Origin of the sequence: Dokdonella aquatica, from assembly GCF_051987395.1 — a bacterium.
In the GTDB taxonomy this organism is placed as follows: domain Bacteria; phylum Pseudomonadota; class Gammaproteobacteria; order Xanthomonadales; family Rhodanobacteraceae; genus Dokdonella.
In genome coordinates this window covers 1-18,401 of sequence record NZ_CP197094.1, presented here as the reverse complement: position 1 = coordinate 18,401, position 18,401 = coordinate 1, and the positions used below count along the sequence as shown (strand labels likewise).

Below are 18,401 nucleotides of genomic sequence, written 5' to 3'. Positions count from 1 at the left end.
CGTGCACGACCCTTACGTGAAACGGTGGTGGATCCCTTCACGCCCCGGCCGCGGCGCGCCGGCGCCGCAGCAGCCAGGCGACGAACAGCGCGGCGGTGACGTACATGCTCAGCGAATAGAGGGCCGGCGCGACCGCCGCGGCAGGCAGCGACAGCACCTCGAGCGCGATGAAGATCGCGAGCGTCGCGTTGTGGATGCCGATCTCGAACGCGATCGCGGTGGCCTGCGCCTCGGGCAGGCGAGCGGCCTTCGCGGCGATGTAACCGGCCAGCAGGCTGGCCACGTTGAAGCCGACGCAGGCGACGCCGAGCACGCGCGCGTAGGTGGTCAGCAGCGTCCACTCGCTGACCACGGCGACCACGATCACGCCGGCCAGCACGAGCGAGGACAGCAGGCGCACCGGACGTTCCGCCGCATCGGCCCAGGCCGGACGGAAGCCGCGCACGGCCATGCCGAGCAGCACCGGCACGATCACGAGCACGCCGACCTCGACGATCTTGCGCGTCGGCGGCGGCACCTGGTTCTCGCTGCCGACGAACACCGCGAGCGCGAGCGCGACCCAGATCGGCAGCGTCAGCAGCGCGAGCAGGCTGTTGAGCGCGGTCAGCGAGATGTTGAGCGCGACGTCGCCACGGGCGAGATGGCTGAACAGGTTCGCCGTGATGCCGCCCGGCGAGGCAGCGAGCAGCACGAGGCCGACCGCGAGTTCGCCGGGAAGGCCTGCGGCCTTGCCGATGCCGAAGGCGAGCGGCGGCAGCACGAGCAGCTGCACGACGAGGGCGACGACGATCGCGCGCGGCACGCGCAACACGCGTCTGAAATCGGCCGGGCCGAGATGCAGGCCGAGACCGGCCATGACGATCGCGAGCGCGATCGGCAGCAGCACCGTGATGATGGCGTTGTCGCCCATGCTCCCTCCCTCCCGAGGATGATGGATCGCGCGCGTGCGGTCGCACGCGCGCGGGTACTGCTTGCCTGTCGGGTGTTACTTGTCGGCGATCGCGTACGCCGGCAGCTTCTTCGCGACGCTGGTGTTCTTGAGGCGAACATAGCGCGGCAGGCCGTCCTTGCCATAGGGCGGCGCATCCTCGCCGCGCACGAGCGGCTCGAGGTAGCGGCGCGCGGCGTCGGTGATGCCGTAGCCGTCGCGGCTGATGAAGCGCTTGGGCAGCTTCTTCTCGTGATTGGCGACCTTCGACAGCGGCACCGGCTCGATCTTCCAGCGGTACGGTGCATCCGAGGTGCGCACGATCGCCGGCATGACCGCGTTGCGGCCCGCGAGCGCGTACTGGACACCGGCCTTGCCGACCGCGTAGGCGTGCTCGACGTCGGTCTTCGAGGCGACGTGGCGCGCCGAGCGCTGCAGGTAGTCGGGCATCGCCCAGTGGTACTTGTAGCCGAGCCGGTCCTTGACGAGCTGGGCCAGCATCGGTGCGACGCCGCCGAGCTGCGCATGGCCGAACGCGTCACGCGTGCCGACCTCGGACAGGAAGCGTCCGTCGGCGTTGCGCACGCCTTCCGACACGACCACCGTGCACCAGCCGACGCGCTCGACGGTCGCCTTCACGCGGGCGAGGAATTTCGCCTCGTCGAACACGATCTCGGGGAACAGGATCACGTGCGGCGGCTCGTCGGCGCCGTGGCCGGCGAGGCCGGCAGCCGCGGCGATCCAGCCCGCGTGGCGGCCCATGACCTCCATGACGAAAACCTTGGTCGAGGATTCCGCCATCGAGGCGACATCGAGGCTGGCCTCGAGCGTCGACACCGCCGTGTACTTGGCCACCGAGCCGAAGCCCGGGCAGCAGTCGGTCACGGCGAGGTCGTTGTCGACGGTCTTCGGCACGCCGACCACGGTGACCTCGTGGCCGAGCGCCTTGCCGATGCGCGAGATCTTGAGCGAGGTGTCGGCGGAGTCGTTGCCGCCGTTGTAGAGGAACCAGCGGATGTCGTGCGCGCGGAACACCTCGATGAGGCGCTCGTACTGCGCGCGGCTTTCCTCGAGCGACTTGAGCTTGAAGCGGCACGAGCCGAACGCGCCGCCCGGGGTGTGGCGTAGTGCCGCAATCGCGGCGACGGTTTCGCGCGAGGTGTCGATGAGGTCCTCGCGCAGCGCGCCGATGATGCCGTTGCGCGCGGCGAGCACGCGCACCTTGTGCTTGCGTGCGGTTTCGATGACCGCGCAGGCGGTCGCGTTGATGACGGCGGTGACGCCGCCGGATTGGGCGTAGAGCAGGTTGCCTTGCATGGAGGTGTCCGGGTCCGGGATCGAGTGTGACGGCGGTTTGACTCCATCCGGTGCAGCGGATAGCGTTACGGCCGCTTTTCGGCTCAAAGTCTAGCGCAGTGCCGCGGCACACCGCGGATGCGCCCACCGAAGGAACCTTCATGCGACTCGTGCTTCTCGGCGCACCCGGCTCGGGCAAGGGCACCCAGGCGACCTCGCTCAAGACCGCGCTCGGCGTCCCGCACGTGTCCACCGGCGATCTCCTCCGTGCCGCGGTGAAGGCCGGCACGCCGCTCGGCCTCAAGGCCAAGGCGGTCATGGAGGCGGGCCAGCTCGTCTCCGACGACATCGTGCTCGGCATGCTCGAGGAACGCCTCGCCCAGCCCGACGCGAACACCGGTTTCATCCTCGACGGCTACCCGCGCAACGTCGCGCAGTGTGCCGCTCTCGAGTCGCTGCTCGCGCGCATCGGCCAGCCGATCGACATCGCGGTCAAGCTCGAGGTGCCGAACGAGCTGATCGTCGAGCGCATCGCCGGCCGCGCCGCCGCGGAAGGCCGCAAGGACGACACGCCCGAGGTCGTGCGCGATCGCCTGCGCGTCTACGCCGAGCAGACCGAACCGGTCGCCGGCTATTTCGTCTCGAAGGGCAAGCTCGCCACGGTCGACGGTGTCGGCGAACTCTCCGTCGTGTTCGACCGCATCCTCGCGGCGCTGCCGAAGGCCTGACCCTCCGCCGCCACGGCGTCGTCCATGCACCTGCACATCCTCGGCATCTGCGGCACCTTCATGGGCGGCATCGCGGCGCTCGCGCGCGAGCTCGGCGAGAGCGTCGAAGGTTCCGACACGGCGGTGTATCCGCCGATGAGCACCCAGCTCGAGCAGCTCGGCATCACGCTGCGCAACGGCTACGCGGCCGAGCATCTCGATCCGCGGCCCGACCTCGTCGTCGTCGGCAACGCGCTGTCGCGCGGCAATCCGGCGGTCGAGGCCGTGCTCGACTCGCGCATGCGCTATGTATCGGGTCCGCAGTGGCTCGGCGAGCGTCTGCTCGGCGGGCGCGATGTGCTCGCGGTCGCGGGCACGCACGGCAAGACCACGACGACCTCGCTGCTGGCCTGGCTGCTCGAGTCGGCCGGTCGCGAGCCCGGCTTCCTGATCGGCGGCGTACCGGCGAACTTCCCGGTTTCGGCGCGCGTCGGCAGCGGCACGCCGTTCGTGATCGAGGCCGACGAGTACGACACGGCGTTCTTCGACAAGCGTTCGAAGTTCGTGCACTACCGGCCGACCGTCGCGATCCTCAACAATCTCGAGTTCGACCACGCCGACATCTTCCCGGACGTGGCCGCGATCCAGCGCCAGTTCCACCATCTCGTGCGCATCGTGCCGCGCAACGGCCGTCTCGTCGTCAACGCCGAGGACCGGCACCTTGCCGAGGTGCTGGCGATGGGCAGCTGGTCGCCGGTCGATACCTTCGGCATCGACGCCGGCGACTGGCGCGCGACGCTCGTCGAGGCAGACGGTTCGGTCTTCGACGTGAGCCTGCGCGGCGAACCGGTCGGCACCGTGCGCTGGTCGCTGCTCGGCCGCCACAACGTCATGAACGCGCTCGCCGCGCTCGCCGCGGCGAGTGCGATCGGTGTGCCGGCGACCGACCTGCTGCCCGCGTTCGCGACGTTCGGCAGCGTCAAGCGCCGCATGGAGCGCCTCGGCGTGCACGACGGCATCACCGTCTACGACGACTTCGCGCATCACCCGACCGCGATCGCGACGACGCTCGACGGCCTGCGTGCGCGCGTCGGCGATGCACGCATCGTGGTCGCGCTCGAACCGCGCTCCAATTCGATGCGCCTCGGCGCGCACGCGGCCGAACTCGCGCCGTCGCTCGCCAAGGCCGATCGCGTCGTGTTCCTGCAGCGGCCCGAATTGCCGTGGGATGCGGCACGCGTCGTCGATGCGCTCGAAGGTCGCGGGCACGCGGCCTCGTCGGTCGATGCGCTGCTCGCACGACTGCACGACGAGGTGCGCACGGGCGACCACGTCGTGTTCATGTCCAACGGCGGCTTCGAGGCCGCACCGCGCCGCTTCCTCGCCCTTCTCGCGGGCTGATCCGCGCGCGACTGCGCGATTTCTGCGCGATCGCTGCGCGTGTTCTGCGCAGTCGGCATGCACGCTGTGCCGCGGGGCGCATGCACCGCGACGAGGGAAGCCGACGAATGACCACCTGCCGCAGGCCTGCGTGCGCACCGCGCGCCGCCCGTGGCGCGAGCGGACTCGCCTGCGCGGTCGTCGCGGAGGCATGATGGTCACTCCCGCCACCGCCGCGAGCACGTCGTCGATGCGCCTCTGGCACCGCCTGTTCCTCGCCTGTGCAGGCTTGTCGATGCTGACACTGGCCGGCTTCGCGGCGTGGCAGCAGGGCGCGTTCTCGAGCGGATTCGCGACGTACCTCGACCGCATCGCGCTCGAGCGCGCGCGCGTCGCCGCGCCGGTGCTCGCGAAGGCGTACGGCGAGCGTGGCGACTGGGCGTTCCTGCGCCGCGACCCGATGATGTTCGGCATGCTCATCGACGAGCACCGCCGCGACGCCATGGCGGCCCGACGTCCGCCGGGCCCGATGTCCGGTGACGGCCCGCCGCGCGGTCCGCGTCCAGGGCCGCCGTTCGGCAACGGCCTGCCGTTCGCGGGTCCGCCGCGCGAGGAGGTCGACATGTCCGCGCCGCTGGTCGCGAGTGCCGCGCTCGATTTCGGTCGGCGCCTGCGCCTGCTCGATACCGAGGGCGACTACGTCGCCGGCAACCGTGGCGATGCGTCGACGTTGCCCGGCGTGCCTGTCGAGCTCGACGGCGTGCGCATCGGCACGCTCGAGGTGACCGCGCTGCCCGCGCACCTGCGCGACAGCCCCGAGGCCGATTTCGCGGGGGCGCATGTGCAGACCGCGCTGGTCGCCGCGCTCGCCGCGCTGCTGTCGGCCGTCGCGCTCGCGTGGTGGCTCGCGCGCTGGATGCTGCAGCCGGTGCGCGCGCTCGCCGATGGTACGCGCGCGCTCGCCGCAGGCGATTACGCACGGCGAGTGCCGTCGCGTGGCGAGGATGAGCTGGCCATGCTCGCCCGTGACTTCAACCACCTCGCCGGCACGCTCGAGACGCATCGCGAGGCCCGCCAGCGCTGGGGCCAGGACATCGCGCACGAGCTGCGCACGCCGCTGACGATCCTGCAGGCCGAGCTGCAGACGCTCATCGATGGCGTGCGTCCGACCGACATGAATGCCCTGCAGTCGCTGCTCGGCGAGAGCGAGCGCCTGTCGCGCCTCGTCGACGACCTGCGCCAGCTCGCACTCGCGGACAGCGCCGGACTCGCCTACCGTCTCGAGGATCTCGATCTCGTCGAACTCGTCGAGTCCGCGGTCGACATGCACCGCGGCGGCGCGCGCGCGCGAGGCCTCGTGCTCGCCGTCGAGGTGCCCGAGACGTCGCTGCACGTGCGCGGTGACGCGACGAGGCTCGCGCAGCTCGTCGACAACCTGCTGCTCAACGCACGCCACTACACCGATGCGCCGGGCCACATCGTCGTGCGCGTGTCGCGCGAAGGCGAACTCGCGCGACTCGTCGTCGAGGACACTGCGCCCGGCGTCGACGCGGCCGACCTGCCGCGCCTGTTCGAGCGCCTGTTCCGCGCCGATCGCTCGCGCACGCGTTCGAGCGGCGGCAGCGGCCTGGGCCTCGCCATCTGTGCCGCGATCGTCGAGGCGCATGGCGGCCGTATCGCGGCGCGGGCCTCGGACCTGGGTGGCGTTCGCATCGAGGCCGACTTTCCGATCGTGGAGACGCCATGAACGCCAACGCCCATCTGCTCGTCGTCGAGGACGAGGACAAGATCGCCGCCGCACTCGAAGACTACCTGCGCGCCGCCGGCTACCGCACGAGCCGCCTCGCGGACGGACGCGATGTCGCCGCATGGGTCCGCGCGAACACACCCGATGCGGTCCTGCTCGACGTCATGCTGCCGGGTCTCGACGGCCTCGACGTGTGCCGCGCGCTACGCACCTTCTCGCAGGTACCGGTCCTCATGCTCACGGCACGCGTCGAGGAGATCGACCGCCTGATCGGCCTCGAGCTCGGTGCCGACGACTACATCTGCAAGCCCTTCAGCCTGCGCGAGGTCGTCGCACGCGTGTGTGCGGTGCTGCGGCGTGCGCAGGTCACCGCGCTGGCGACGCCGCCCGCGGGCATCGAGCTCGATGCACAGCGCTTCGAGGTGCGCGTGCACGGCAAGCCGATGGTGGTCACGCCGGTCGAGTTCCGCCTGCTCGAGAAGCTGGTCGCCCATCCGGGCCGCGTGTGGTCGCGCCAGCACCTCATGGATGCGATCTACACGGATCACCGCATCGTCAGCGACCGCACGGTCGACAGCCATGTCCGCAACCTGCGACGCAAGTTCGACGAGCTCGGCATCGATCCGATCGAGTCGGTGTACGGGGTCGGCTTCCGCCTCGTGATCGAGTGACACGCATCCTCCACCGGCGCGCTAGACTGCGGCGGTGACGTCGAACGACATTCCCCTGTTCCCGCTGTCCTCGGTGCTCTTTCCGGGCGGCACGCTGAGCCTGCGCATCTTCGAGCGGCGCTACCTGGACATGATCCGCGACTGCGCGCGTCACGCGAGCGGCTTCGGCGTCTGCCTGATCCTCGACGGCCGCGAGGCCGGCGCGCCGGCCGTACCGGCCGCGGTCGGCACGCTCGCGCGCATCACCGATTTCCACACGCGTGACGACGGCCTGCTCGGCATCCACGCCGAAGGCGGCGAGCGTTTCCGCGTGTTGCGCACGCGCGTGCGCGACAATGGCCTGATCCACGGCGAGGTCACGTTCCTCGCCGCGGATCCGGTCGAGCCGCTGCCGGCGCATTGCAGCCTGCTCGCGACGATCCTCGAGCGTCTCTACGATCGCATCGGCGGCGAGCCCGCGAAGACCGACCGCGCGCGCTTCGACGATGCGGCCTGGGTCGGCTGGCGCCTCGCCGAGGCCTTGCCGCTCGAGCCCGCCGAACGCCAGCACCTGCTGCAGACCGACGGCGCGGTCGCGCGCCTCGAGCGCCTGCTGCATCTCCTTCCCCGATTCCAGAACGCCTGAGAACTTCATGACGTCATTGCACGGCAAGACCTTGTTCATCACCGGCGCCTCGCGCGGCATCGGCCTCGCGATCGCCACGCGCGCGGCACGCGACGGCGCCAACATCGTCATCGCGGCCAAGAGCGGCGTACCGAACCCGAAGCTTCCGGGCACGATCCACACGGCCGCCGCGGCGGTCGAGGCGGCCGGCGGCCGGGCGCTCGCGCTGCAGGTCGACATCCGCGAGGAGGACCAGGTCAAGGCCGCGGTCGCACAGGCCGTCGAGCGCTTCGGCGGCATCGACATCCTCGTCAACAACGCGAGCGCGATCTGGTTGCGCGGCACTGCCGACACGCCGATGAAGCGTTTCGACCTCATGCACCAGGTCAACACGCGCGGCACCTTCCTGTGCACGCAGGCCTGCCTGCCGTACCTGCGCAAGGCGGCCAACCCGCACGTGCTCATGCTGTCGCCGCCGCCGAGCCTCGAGCCGAAATGGTTCGGTCCTCACGTGGCCTACACGATCGCCAAATACGGCATGAGCCTGTGCGTGCTCGGCATGGCCGAGGAGTTCCGCGCCGACGGCATCGCGGTCGATGCACTGTGGCCGCGCACGCTGATCGCGACCGATGCGCTCAACATGATCCCGGGCGTGTCGACCGACAACGCGCGCACGCCCGAGATCGTCGCCGACGCGGCCCACGCGATCCTGACCTCGCCGAGCCGCGACGGCACCGGCCGCTTCCTGATCGACGACGAGGTGCTCGCGGCCGCCGGCGTGACCGACTTCGACCGCTACGCCGTCGCGCCGGGACAGCCGCTGCTGCCGGACCTGTTCCTGGATTGATTCGCCGCAACGTGCGCGGCCAGCCCGCGCCGCGCTAGCATCCGCGCACCACAGGGGAGGGAGGGGACGCCATGCGCGGATTCCGCATGCTCGCGGTGCTCGTACCGGCACTGGTCGCGTCGTCGGCCGCCGACGCCGCACTGATCTTCCACGACGGCTACGACGCGTGCTGGAACACGGCCGTCACGCGGCCCGTGTTCCTCGAGCGCGTGCGCGCGAGCATCGATGGGACGCAAGGCTGCATCGCGCCGCAGAGCGGTACAGAGCTCGGCATCACCTACACGACGTGCAACGTCCCCAACGGCTGCGGGACCGGCGTGCCGGGTTGCCCGGTCACGTTGCAGGCCGGCGCGTTCTCGGGCGACCTCGCCGCAGGTCATCTGGTCGGCCCCGGCAGCGCGGCCGACATCGCGGTGCCGATCGATGCAGGCTTCGTGGGCTCGTGCACGCTGCGCCTGACCGGTGTCGTGCTCGGCTACACGCTCGACTACCTCATGCGCACCGACGGCGTCGACGGCGTGTACGTGGACAACCTCGCCGCGCCGCAGGTCGCGATCACGCAGTACACGAGTTCGAACAACTGCAACAGCTTCCTCGCCTCGCTGATCGCGAGCTACGAGCCCGATGCGGTCGCCGCCGCGGCCGATGGCGCCGCCGTGCAGATCGAGCCGGGCCTGCGCGAGGACACGGTCGGGCAGTCGATCTGCCCGCTGTCGGGGCCGTAGCGGCAGCCATCACACGCGCTGCGGTGGACGGCGAGGCCGCGTGTCGCATCGAAGCGCATGGCGCGGTGTGCGACCATCCGCGTCCCGCTGCAGGAAGATCCCTCCGTGTCCGATACCGCCGACCTCGTCGCGAGCGCGCAACGCCACCTCGTGCCCGTGTACCGCCAGCGCGAGCTCATCCTCGACCGCGGTGAAGGCTCGCGGCTTTGGGATCTCGACGGGCGCGACTACGTCGACTTCGCCGGCGGCATCGCGGTCAACGCGCTCGGCCATGCCGATCCCGACCTCGTCGCGGCGCTGCACGCGCAGGCCGGCAAGCTCTGGCACACGAGCAACGTGTTCTACAGCGAGCCGCCGCTGCGCCTCGCCGAAGAGCTCGTCGCGGCGACGCCGTTCGCGTCGCGCGTGTTCTTCTGCAACTCGGGCGCCGAGGCCAACGAGGCTGCGATCAAGCTCGTGCGCCGGCACGCGTCCGATCAGGGGCGTCCGCCCGAGCGTCGCGTCATCGTCACGTTCGAGGGCTCGTTCCACGGCCGCACTCTGGCCGCGGTGACGGCGACCGCGCAGCCGAAGTACCAGCACGGTTACGAGCCGCTGCCGGGTGGTTTCCGCTACGGCGCGTTCAACGACATCGACGGCCTCGACGCGCTGCTCGGCGACGATGTGGCCGGCGTGCTCGTCGAGCCCGTGCAGGGCGAGGGCGGCGTCGTCCCGGCGACGCCGGAATTCCTGCGCGCACTGCGCGAGCGCTGCGACGCGCTCGGGGCGCTGCTCGTGTTCGACGAGATCCAGTGCGGCATGGGCCGTACCGGCACGCTGTGGGCGCACGAGGCCGATGGCGTCGTGCCAGATGTCATGACGGTCGCCAAGGCACTCGGCGGCGGTTTTCCGATCGGCGCGATGCTGGTCGGTTCGAAGGTCGCCGAGACACTGCCGTTCGGCTCGCACGGCACCACGTTCGGCGGCAATCCGCTCGCTGCGGCGGTCGCGCGTGTCGCGCTGCGCAAGCTGTCGTCGCGCGAGGTCGCCGGCAACGTGGGCCGCCAATCGGTGGCACTCCAGGTGGGCCTCGAGCGCCTCGGCCACGAGACGGGCGTGTTCACGGGCGTGCGCGGTCGCGGGCTCATGCTCGGCGCGGTACTCGCGCCAGCCTACGCCGGCAAGGCCGGCGCGATCCTCGACCACGCCGCGCGCGCGGGCCTGCTCGTGCTGCAGGCCGGCCCCGATGTGGTGCGGGTGGTGCCGGCGCTCACGATCACCTCCGACGAAGTCGAAGACGGCCTCGCGCGTCTCGGCGAGGCCTTGCGCGCATTCGTCGCGGGCTGAGTCGTCAGCCCGCCTTCGCGGCGCGCATCGCGCCGCGTGCCGCCTCGAGCGTCTCCGCGATGACGATCTCGTCGTGCGCGCCGGACATGAAGCCGGCCTCGTACGCGGAGGGTGCCAGGAACACGCCGCGCTCGAGCATCGCGCCGAAGAAGCGGTTGAACATCGCGGTGTCCGCGGCCGTCGCCTGTGCGTAGGTCTCGACCTTCTCGGCCGTGAAGAACAGGCCGAACATCGCGCCGACCCGCGTCGTGCTGAAGGCGATGCCTTCGCCGTCGGCGATCGCCTGCAGGCCGTCGGTGAGCAGGCGCGTGCGGCGCGCGAGCTCGTCGTGGAAGCCGTGGGCCTGGATCAGTTCGAGCATTGCGAGACCGGCGGCCATCGCGACCGGGTTGCCGCTCAGCGTGCCGGCCTGGTAGATCGGGCCGGCCGGCGCGATGCGCTGCATGATCTCGCGGCGACCACCGTAGGCGCCGACCGGCATGCCGCCGCCGATGATCTTGCCGAGCGTGGTGAGGTCCGGCGTGATGCCGTAGTGCGCCTGCGCGCCGCCGAGGGCGACGCGGAAGCCGGTCATGACCTCGTCGAAGATCAGCAGCGCGCCGTGGTGCGTGCACAGCTCGCGCAGGTGCTGCAGGTAGCCTTCGCGCGGCGGGATGCAGTTCATGTTGCCGGGCACGGGCTCGACGATGAGGCCGGCGATGTCGCTGCCTGCTTCGTCGAACAGCTTCGTCGCCGCTTCGAAGTCGTTGAACGGCAGCGTCAGGGTGAGGTCGGCCAGCGCGGTGGGCACGCCCGGCGAGGTCGGCGTGCCGAACGTCAGCGCACCGGAGCCGGCCTTGACCAGGAACGCATCGCCGTGGCCGTGGTAGCAGCCCTCGAACTTGACGATGCGGCTGCGGCCCGTGAAACCACGCGCGAGGCGGATCGCCGACATCGTCGCCTCGGTGCCCGAGTTGACCATGCGCACCATCTCGATCGACGGCACGAGGCGCGTGATCGCCTCGGCCATCGTCACTTCGGCTGCGCACGGCGTGCCGAACGACAGACCGTCGGCGATCGCGCGCGCGACCGCGTCGCGCACGTGCGGATGATTATGGCCGACGATCATCGGGCCCCACGACCCCACGTAGTCGATGTAGCGCTTGCCTTCGACGTCCCACAGGTGCGCGCCATCCGCGCGCGCCGTGAAGAACGGTGTGCCGCCGACCGACTTGAACGCGCGCACGGGCGAATTGACGCCGCCGGGCAGCAGGTGGGTGGCCTTGTCGAAGAGTTCCTGGTTCGTGCTCATGGTGTGGAAACGGGATCCTGGTGGAAGAGGGAGGCGAACGCGTGCGCGGCGGCGCGTGTGTCCGGATAGGCGAAGACGGCCGAGACGATGGCGAGGAAGTCGGCACCGGCGTCGATCAGCGGTGCGGCGTTGCCGGGCGTGATGCCACCGATCGCGACGAGCGGCTTGCCGAACGCGCGCGCCTCGCGCAGCAAGGCGGGCGTCGCGCGTCGTGCGAGCGGCTTGGTCGTCGAGGCGAAGAACGCGCCGAACGCGAGGTAGTCGGCGCCTTCGGCGGCGAGGCGGCGTGCGCGGTCGATATCGTCGTAGCAGGACACGCCGAGGATCGCGGACGCGCCGAGACGCGCGCGCGCGGACGCGAGGTCGCCGTCGTCCTCGCCGAGATGGACGCCCGCGGCACCGCATCGCAGGGCGAGCTCGACATCGTCGTTGACGATCAGCGGTACGCCGTGGCGGTCGCAGAGCTCGCGCAGGCGCGTGGCCTCGGCGAGGCGGCGCGCGTCGTCGCGGGTCTTGTCGCGGTATTGCACGAGGCGTGCGCCGCCCTCGAGCACGCGCGCGCACACGTCGAGCAGGTCGTCGCGCGGACCGTCGGTGATCGCGTAGAGGCCGCAGGGCGGCAGGGTCGGAACGGGCATCCGGCTATGGTAACCCTGCGACAGTGCGGGCCGCCGCCCGCGCTTGGAAGCGCGGCGTGGCGCTGCGAGAATCCCGGGCTTCCCCCTCAGCAAGACCGGGCAACGATGGCACCGAACCCCACCACGGCACCCGACGGCGTGCCCTACCGCAGCTTCATGTGCGTCGTCTGCGGCCTGATCTACCACGAGGCCGAGGGCTGGACCGACGACGGCATCGCCCCCGGCACGCGCTGGGAAGACGTGCCCGAGACCTGGACGTGCCCGGACTGCGGCGTCACCAAGTCCGATTTCGAGATGGTCGAGATCTGACGTCACCCGGCGTGCGCGGGCTGCCCGCGTATCGCCACATCCTGTCACCACGACGGCATCTGCGCCTGCTGGACTGGATGCCACTCCCAGCAGAGCCCGCGAGGCGGAGGCGACAGATGCGTGTGTTCGTACCGATGGAAGACGTGCCGTTCGATGCGGCGATGATGGCGATGCTCGTGCCATACCAGTGCGGCGTCGTCTGCGAGCACGCGTTGCTCGAGCGTGCCGAGGTGGCCGCGAAGGCCGTCGAGGGCTCCGCAGCGACCCGCGAACGTCGCGTCGAGACCTCCGTCGACACCGCAGAACCGCATCACGCCTTGGCTTGAGGTGGGGTGCGACAAAAAGTTCGCAGCTTCCCCTTCCCAAGTCGTCGATGCCTCGTTAGGATTCGCCCCCCTCGCAGCGGGGCCCTGGGAACGGGGTTGTCGGCGGGGTGTTGGAGAGGCGGTCTGGACTGACGCGGTGGTGCTGAAAAAGATCGCTGCGAGGTGTTGACGGTTTCGAAAATGGTTGTATAGTGAGCGGCTCCCTCGGACGAAATGTCCTGGGGTGCGAGGTGAAGAAGACCTCGCAAGCCATTGATCTTTGACAGTGTGCGCAAGTGACTTGTGTGGGCGCCTTGAGGTGGATGACAGTCCATCGATGTTATCAAGAGCGTCCAAGCAAGAAGTCAAAGCATAGCTTTAACCAAATGCTTGGATCACGCTCGGAAGAAATCGGTTGGGGCTTCGGCCTTGACCAAAGAGTTCAACTGAAGAGTTTGATCCTGGCTCAGAGTGAACGCTGGCGGCAGGCCTAACACATGCAAGTCGAGCGGCAGCGCGGGGCAACCTGGCGGCGAGCGGCGGACGGGTGAGGAATGCATCGGAATCTACCTTGTTGTGGGGGATAACGTAGGGAAACTTACGCTAATACCGCATACGACCGTAAGGTGAAAGAGGGGGACCGCAAGGCCTCTCGCGATAAGATGAGCCGATGCCGGATTAGCTAGTTGGCGGGGTAAAAGCCCACCAAGGCGACGATCCGTAGCTGGTCTGAGAGGATGATCAGCCACACTGGAACTGAGACACGGTCCAGACTCCTACGGGAGGCAGCAGTGGGGAATATTGGACAATGGGCGCAAGCCTGATCCAGCCATGCCGCGTGTGTGAAGAAGGCCTTCGGGTTGTAAAGCACTTTTGTTGGGGAAGAAAACCTGTCGGATAATACCCGGCGGGAATGACGGTACCCAAAGAATAAGCACCGGCTAACTTCGTGCCAGCAGCCGCGGTAATACGAAGGGTGCAAGCGTTACTCGGAATTACTGGGCGTAAAGCGTGCGTAGGCGGTTGGTTAAGTCTGCTGTGAAAGCCCTGGGCTCAACCTGGGAACTGCAGTGGATACTGGCCAGCTAGAGTGTGTCAGAGGATGGTGGAATTCCCGGTGTAGCGGTGAAATGCGTAGAGATCGGGAGGAACACCAGTGGCGAAGGCGGCCATCTGGGACAACACTGACGCTGAGGCACGAAAGCGTGGGGAGCAAACAGGATTAGATACCCTGGTAGTCCACGCCCTAAACGATGCGAACTGGACGTTGGGCACACTTAGGTGCTCAGTGTCGAAGCTAACGCGTTAAGTTCGCCGCCTGGGGAGTACGGTCGCAAGACTGAAACTCAAAGGAATTGACGGGGGCCCGCACAAGCGGTGGAGTATGTGGTTTAATTCGATGCAACGCGAAGAACCTTACCTGGCCTTGACATGTCCGGAATCCTGCAGAGATGCGGGAGTGCCTTCGGGAATCGGAACACAGGTGCTGCATGGCTGTCGTCAGCTCGTGTCGTGAGATGTTGGGTTAAGTCCCGCAACGAGCGCAACCCTTGTCCCTAGTTGCCAGCACGTAATGGTGGGAACTCTAGGGAGACTGCCGGTGACAAACCGGAGGAAGGTGGGGATGACGTCAAGTCATCATGGCCCTTACGGCCAGGGCTACACACGTACTACAATGGTTGGTACAGAGGGTTGCAAGACCGCGAGGTGGAGCCAATCCCAGAAAGCCAATCTCAGTCCGGATCGGAGTCTGCAACTCGACTCCGTGAAGTCGGAATCGCTAGTAATCGCGAATCAGCATTGTCGCGGTGAATACGTTCCCGGGCCTTGTACACACCGCCCGTCACACCATGGGAGTGGGTTGCTCCAGAAGCAGGTAGTCTAACCGCAAGGAGGACGCTTGCCACGGAGTGGTTCATGACTGGGGTGAAGTCGTAACAAGGTAGCCGTATCGGAAGGTGCGGCTGGATCACCTCCTTTCGAGATAAGACTTCGCCATCCCAAGGCGTCCACACAAGGCACTTGCACGTTCAACGAGAAAGCCGGCAGCGGCACATGCTCGAACGGTCCGAGAGGACGGTTCGTTGATGCGTTGGCGCCACGGGTCACACGGCCCGTTCCAGATTGGGTCTGTAGCTCAGGTGGTTAGAGCGCACCCCTGATAAGGGTGAGGCCGGTGGTTCGAGTCCTCCCAGACCCACCATTTGGTCATGCCGATGGCACACATCTGGGGCCATAGCTCAGCTGGGAGAGCACCTGCTTTGCAAGCAGGGGGTCGTCGGTTCGATCCCGACTGGCTCCACCAGATTCTCGCATTGAACGGCGCGCACACGAATTGATGATTTGAAACGGACCGACGTTGAGGTCGGCACCGTGTTCTTTGAAAACTTGGGACGTAATAAGCGTTTTGGCTCGAACGAGTCGAACGTGTCGTTGAGGCAAGTAGGCGAAGTAATACGAGTTGTTTGCATGTGATCCTGAGGCGACTTGGGGTTATATGGTCAAGCGACTAAGCGCATACGGTGGATGCCTTGGCGGTCAGAGGCGATGAAGGACGTGGCAGCCTGCGAAAAGGGCCGGGGAGCTGGCAACAAGCTTTGATCCGGTCATGTCCGAATGGGGAAACCCACTCCGCAAGGAGTATCTCATGCTGAATACATAGGCATGTGAGGCGAACCCAGGGAACTGAAATATCTCAGTACCTGGAGGAAAAGAAATCAACCGAGATTCCCTAAGTAGTGACGAGCGAACGGGGAACAGCCCAAAAGTCTTGCAGGTTCTAGAGGAACGGTCTGGAAAGGCCGGCCATAGAAGGTGATAGCCCGGTACTCGAAAGGGCCTGCATGATGAAAGTGAGTAGGGCGGGGCACGTGAAACCCTGTCTGAACATGGGGGGACCATCCTCCAAGGCTAAATACTCCTGACCGACCGATAGCGAACCAGTACCGTGAGGGAAAGGCGAAAAGAACCCCGGAGAGGGGAGTGAAATAGAACCTGAAACCGTATGCGTACAAGCAGTCAGAGCCCGTAAGGGTGATGGCGTACCTTTTGTATAATGGGTCAGCGACTTACGTTGTGTGGCGAGCTTAACCGTCTAGGGGAGGCGAAGGGAAACCGAGTCTGAATAGGGCGCATAGTCGCACGGCGTAGACCCGAAACCGGGTGATCTATCCATGCCCAGGGTGAAGGTCCGGTAACACGGACTGGAGGCCCGAACCCACTCCCGTTGCAAAGGTAGGGGATGAGGTGTGGATAGGAGTGAAAAGCTAATCGAACCCGGAGATAGCTGGTTCTCCTCGAAAGCTATTTAGGTAGCGCCTCGTGTATCACTGTTGGGGGTAGAGCACTGTTATGGCTAGCGGGTCATCGCGACTTAGCAAACCATTGCAAACTCCGAATACCAACACGTGCAAGCACGGGAGACACACGGCGGGTGCTAACGTCCGTCGTGAAAAGGGAAACAACCCAGACCCGCAGCTAAGGTCCCAAAATCACGGCTAAGTGGTGAACGATGTGGGAAGGCATAGACAGCCAGGAGGTTGGCTTAGAAGCAGCCATCCTTTAAAGAAAGCGTAATAGCTCACTGGTCGAGTCGGCCCGCGCGGAAGATTTAACGGGGCTCAAGCCGTGTACCGAAGCTCGGGGTTCACACTATGTGTGAGCGGTAGAGGAGCGTTCCGTACGCCTGTGAAGGTGGATTGAGAAGTCTGCTGGAGGTATCGGAAGTGCGAATGCTGACATGAGTAACGATAAGGGGGGTGAAAAGCCCCCCCGCCGAAAGCCCAAGGTTTCCTCGCGCAACGTTCATCGGCGCAGGGTGAGTCGGTCCCTAAGGCGAGGCGGAAACGCGTAGTCGATGGGAAGCTGGTTAATATTCCAGCACTTTATCGCAGTGCGATGGGGGGACGGAGAAGGGTAGGTGTACCGGGCGTTGGTTGTCCCGGGGAAAGGAGGTAGGCATTGGGGGTTGGCAAATCCGCTCCCATCCATGCCGAGCACCGAGACGAGTCCTTTCAGGACGAAGTCACTGATCCCACGCTTCCAGGAAAAGCCTCTAAGCTTCAGCTGCGATAGAACCGTACCGTAATCCGACACAGGTAGGCAGGGTGAGAATCCCAAGGCGCTTGAGAGAACTCGGGTGAAGGAACTAGGCAACATAGCACCGTAACTTCGGGAGAAGGTGCGCCCAGATCCGTGGCTACATGCGTAGCTGAGCGGGACTGGGCCGCAGTGACCAGGCCGCTGCGACTGTTTATCAAAAACACAGCACTCTGCAAACACGAAAGTGGACGTATAGGGTGTGACACCTGCCCGGTGCCGGAAGGTTAATTGATGGGGTCAGCCGCAAGGCGAAGCTCTTGATCGAAGCCCCGGTAAACGGCGGCCGTAACTATAACGGTCCTAAGGTAGCGAAATTCCTTGTCGGGTAAGTTCCGACCTGCACGAATGGTGTAACGACAGCGGCGCTGTCTCCACCCGAGACTCAGTGAAATTGAAATCGCTGTGAAGATGCAGCGTTCCCGCGGCAAGACGGAAAGACCCCGTGAACCTTTACTATAGCTTTACACTGAACGTTGAGTTCGTCTGTGTAGGATAGGTGGGAGGCTATGAAACCAGGACGCTAGTTCTGGCGGAGCCATCCTTGAAATACCACCCTGATGTGCTTGACGTTCTAACCTAGGTCCGTAATCCGGATCGGGGACCGTGTATGGTGGGTAGTTTGACTGGGGCGGTCTCCTCCCAAAGAGTAACGGAGGAGCACGAAGGTGCGCTCAGCACGGTCGGACATCGTGCAGTGTGTGTAAGGGCATAAGCGCGCTTGACTGCGAGATCGACGGATCAAGCAGGTACGAAAGTAGGTCCTAGTGATCCGGTGGTTCTGTATGGAAGGGCCATCGCTCAACGGATAAAAGGTACTCCGGGGATAACAGGCTGATACCGCCCAAGAGTTCATATCGACGGCGGTGTTTGGCACCTCGATGTCGGCTCATCACATCCTGGGGCTGTAGCCGGTCCCAAGGGTATGGCTGTTCGCCATTTAAAGTGGTACGCGAGCTGGGTTCAGAACGTCGTGAGACAGTTCGGTCCCTATCTGTCGTGGGCGTTGGAGATTTGAGAGGGGCTGCTCCTAGTACGAGAGGACCGGAGTGGACGAACCCCTGGTGTTCCGGTTGTCACGCCAGTGGCACTGCCGGGTAGCTACGTTCGGAAGCGATAACCGCTGAAAGCATCTAAGCGGGAAGCGCGCCTCAAGATGAGATCTCCCGGGACACAAGTCCCCTGAAGGAACCATGAAGACTACGTGGTTGATAGGTCGGGTGTGTATCGCAGTAATGCCGAGCTAACCGATACTAATGATCCGTGCGGCTTGACCATATAACTCCAAGTTGCTTCGCTTCCTCGACGTCACGTCGATCGGAAAGCCGAAACCCACTTATTACGTCCCAAGACCCAACGTGAGACCGGCGCATCCGTGCGCTGTCTCCACCGCTTGCTCAGCGAACATAGCGCTGTGGAACCACCCGATCCCATCCCGAACTCGGAAGTGAAACGCAGCTGCGCCGATGGTAGTGTGGCTTAAGCCATGCAAGAGTAGGTCATCGCTGAGCGCTTTATCCAACGCCCCC

Annotated in this window: 14 protein-coding genes, 2 tRNA genes and 3 rRNA genes; 15 read left to right on the top strand and 4 right to left on the bottom strand. The window is 66.2% G+C overall.

Features of this window, described 5'->3' with window-relative positions; all coding sequences use genetic code 11:
* Positions 1-37: 37 nt before the first annotated feature.
* Positions 38-910 (bottom strand): bile acid:sodium symporter family protein, encoded by an 873-nt coding sequence (locus ACQQ2N_RS00095; RefSeq protein ID WP_440223625.1) that lies wholly within the window; start codon positions 908-910, stop codon positions 38-40.
* A 75-nt stretch (positions 911-985) separates the two neighbouring features.
* Positions 986-2,245: a 6-phosphofructokinase gene (locus ACQQ2N_RS00090; RefSeq protein WP_440223624.1), complete on the bottom strand. Its 1,260-nt coding sequence runs from the start codon at positions 2,243-2,245 to the stop codon at positions 986-988.
* Positions 2,246-2,385: 140 nt separating this feature from the next.
* Between ACQQ2N_RS00090 and ACQQ2N_RS00085 the strand changes: the two genes are divergently transcribed.
* The 8 genes from ACQQ2N_RS00085 to ACQQ2N_RS00050 all read left to right on the top strand — a co-directional run bounded on the left by ACQQ2N_RS00085 (position 2,386) and on the right by ACQQ2N_RS00050 (position 10,231).
* Positions 2,386-2,952: an adenylate kinase gene (locus tag ACQQ2N_RS00085; protein ID WP_440223623.1), complete on the top strand. Its 567-nt coding sequence runs from the start codon at positions 2,386-2,388 to the stop codon at positions 2,950-2,952.
* Between the two features lie 24 nt (positions 2,953-2,976).
* Positions 2,977-4,332, top strand: coding sequence for a UDP-N-acetylmuramate:L-alanyl-gamma-D-glutamyl-meso-diaminopimelate ligase (gene mpl, locus ACQQ2N_RS00080; protein ID WP_440223622.1), 1,356 nt, complete (start codon positions 2,977-2,979; stop codon positions 4,330-4,332).
* Positions 4,333-4,525: 193 nt separating this feature from the next.
* Positions 4,526-6,058, top strand: coding sequence for an ATP-binding protein (locus ACQQ2N_RS00075; RefSeq protein WP_440223621.1), 1,533 nt, complete (start codon positions 4,526-4,528; stop codon positions 6,056-6,058).
* Positions 6,055-6,729 carry a response regulator gene (locus ACQQ2N_RS00070; protein WP_440223620.1) on the top strand — a complete coding sequence of 225 codons (675 nt, stop codon included), beginning with the start codon at positions 6,055-6,057 and terminating at the stop codon, positions 6,727-6,729. Before ACQQ2N_RS00075 ends, ACQQ2N_RS00070 begins: the two co-directional genes overlap by 4 nt.
* 34 nt (positions 6,730-6,763) lie before the next feature.
* Positions 6,764-7,354, top strand: coding sequence for an LON peptidase substrate-binding domain-containing protein (locus tag ACQQ2N_RS00065; protein ID WP_440223619.1), 591 nt, complete (start codon positions 6,764-6,766; stop codon positions 7,352-7,354).
* 7 nt (positions 7,355-7,361) lie between these two features.
* On the top strand, positions 7,362-8,180 hold the full coding sequence (locus tag ACQQ2N_RS00060; protein ID WP_440223618.1) for an SDR family oxidoreductase: 819 nt from the start codon (positions 7,362-7,364) through the stop codon (positions 8,178-8,180).
* A gap of 71 nt (positions 8,181-8,251) precedes the next feature.
* Positions 8,252-8,905: a hypothetical protein gene (locus ACQQ2N_RS00055; protein WP_440223617.1), complete on the top strand. Its 654-nt coding sequence runs from the start codon at positions 8,252-8,254 to the stop codon at positions 8,903-8,905.
* Between the two features lie 105 nt (positions 8,906-9,010).
* On the top strand, positions 9,011-10,231 hold the full coding sequence (locus tag ACQQ2N_RS00050) for an acetylornithine/succinylornithine family transaminase (RefSeq protein WP_440223616.1): 1,221 nt from the start codon (positions 9,011-9,013) through the stop codon (positions 10,229-10,231).
* A gap of 4 nt (positions 10,232-10,235) precedes the next feature.
* Here the strand turns inward: ACQQ2N_RS00050 and hemL are convergent, their stop codons facing one another.
* Both hemL and thiE read right to left on the bottom strand, forming a co-directional pair.
* Complete coding sequence (hemL, locus tag ACQQ2N_RS00045) at positions 10,236-11,522, bottom strand: glutamate-1-semialdehyde 2,1-aminomutase (protein WP_440223615.1); 1,287 nt, start codon at positions 11,520-11,522, stop codon at positions 10,236-10,238.
* The gene (gene thiE, locus ACQQ2N_RS00040; RefSeq protein ID WP_440223614.1) at positions 11,519-12,160 is read right to left on the bottom strand and encodes a thiamine phosphate synthase; all 642 of its coding nucleotides are present in this window, start codon (positions 12,158-12,160) and stop codon (positions 11,519-11,521) included. The genes hemL and thiE overlap by 4 nt, the downstream gene beginning before the upstream one ends.
* Positions 12,161-12,265: 105 nt before the next feature.
* On the opposite strand from thiE, the gene ACQQ2N_RS00035 reads away from it, so the two are divergent.
* The 7 genes from ACQQ2N_RS00035 to rrf all read left to right on the top strand — a co-directional run bounded on the left by ACQQ2N_RS00035 (position 12,266) and on the right by rrf (position 18,383).
* Entirely contained in the window at positions 12,266-12,469 is a 204-nt protein-coding gene (locus tag ACQQ2N_RS00035; protein WP_440223612.1) for a rubredoxin, read from the top strand.
* Positions 12,470-12,585: 116 nt separating this feature from the next.
* Positions 12,586-12,795, top strand: coding sequence for a hypothetical protein (locus ACQQ2N_RS00030; protein WP_440223611.1), 210 nt, complete (start codon positions 12,586-12,588; stop codon positions 12,793-12,795).
* A gap of 422 nt (positions 12,796-13,217) precedes the next feature.
* Positions 13,218-14,754 (top strand): 16S ribosomal RNA (locus ACQQ2N_RS00025).
* A 146-nt stretch (positions 14,755-14,900) separates the two neighbouring features.
* Positions 14,901-14,977 (top strand) — tRNA-Ile (locus ACQQ2N_RS00020).
* A 26-nt stretch (positions 14,978-15,003) separates the two neighbouring features.
* Positions 15,004-15,079 (top strand) — tRNA-Ala (locus ACQQ2N_RS00015).
* Positions 15,080-15,273: 194 nt separating this feature from the next.
* Positions 15,274-18,150: ribosomal RNA gene (locus ACQQ2N_RS00010) — 23S ribosomal RNA — on the top strand.
* A 118-nt stretch (positions 18,151-18,268) separates the two neighbouring features.
* Positions 18,269-18,383, top strand: a 5S ribosomal RNA gene (rrf, locus tag ACQQ2N_RS00005).
* Together the 16S, 23S and 5S rRNA genes with 2 tRNA genes alongside form the textbook arrangement of a ribosomal RNA operon.
* Positions 18,384-18,401 lie beyond the last annotated feature (18 nt).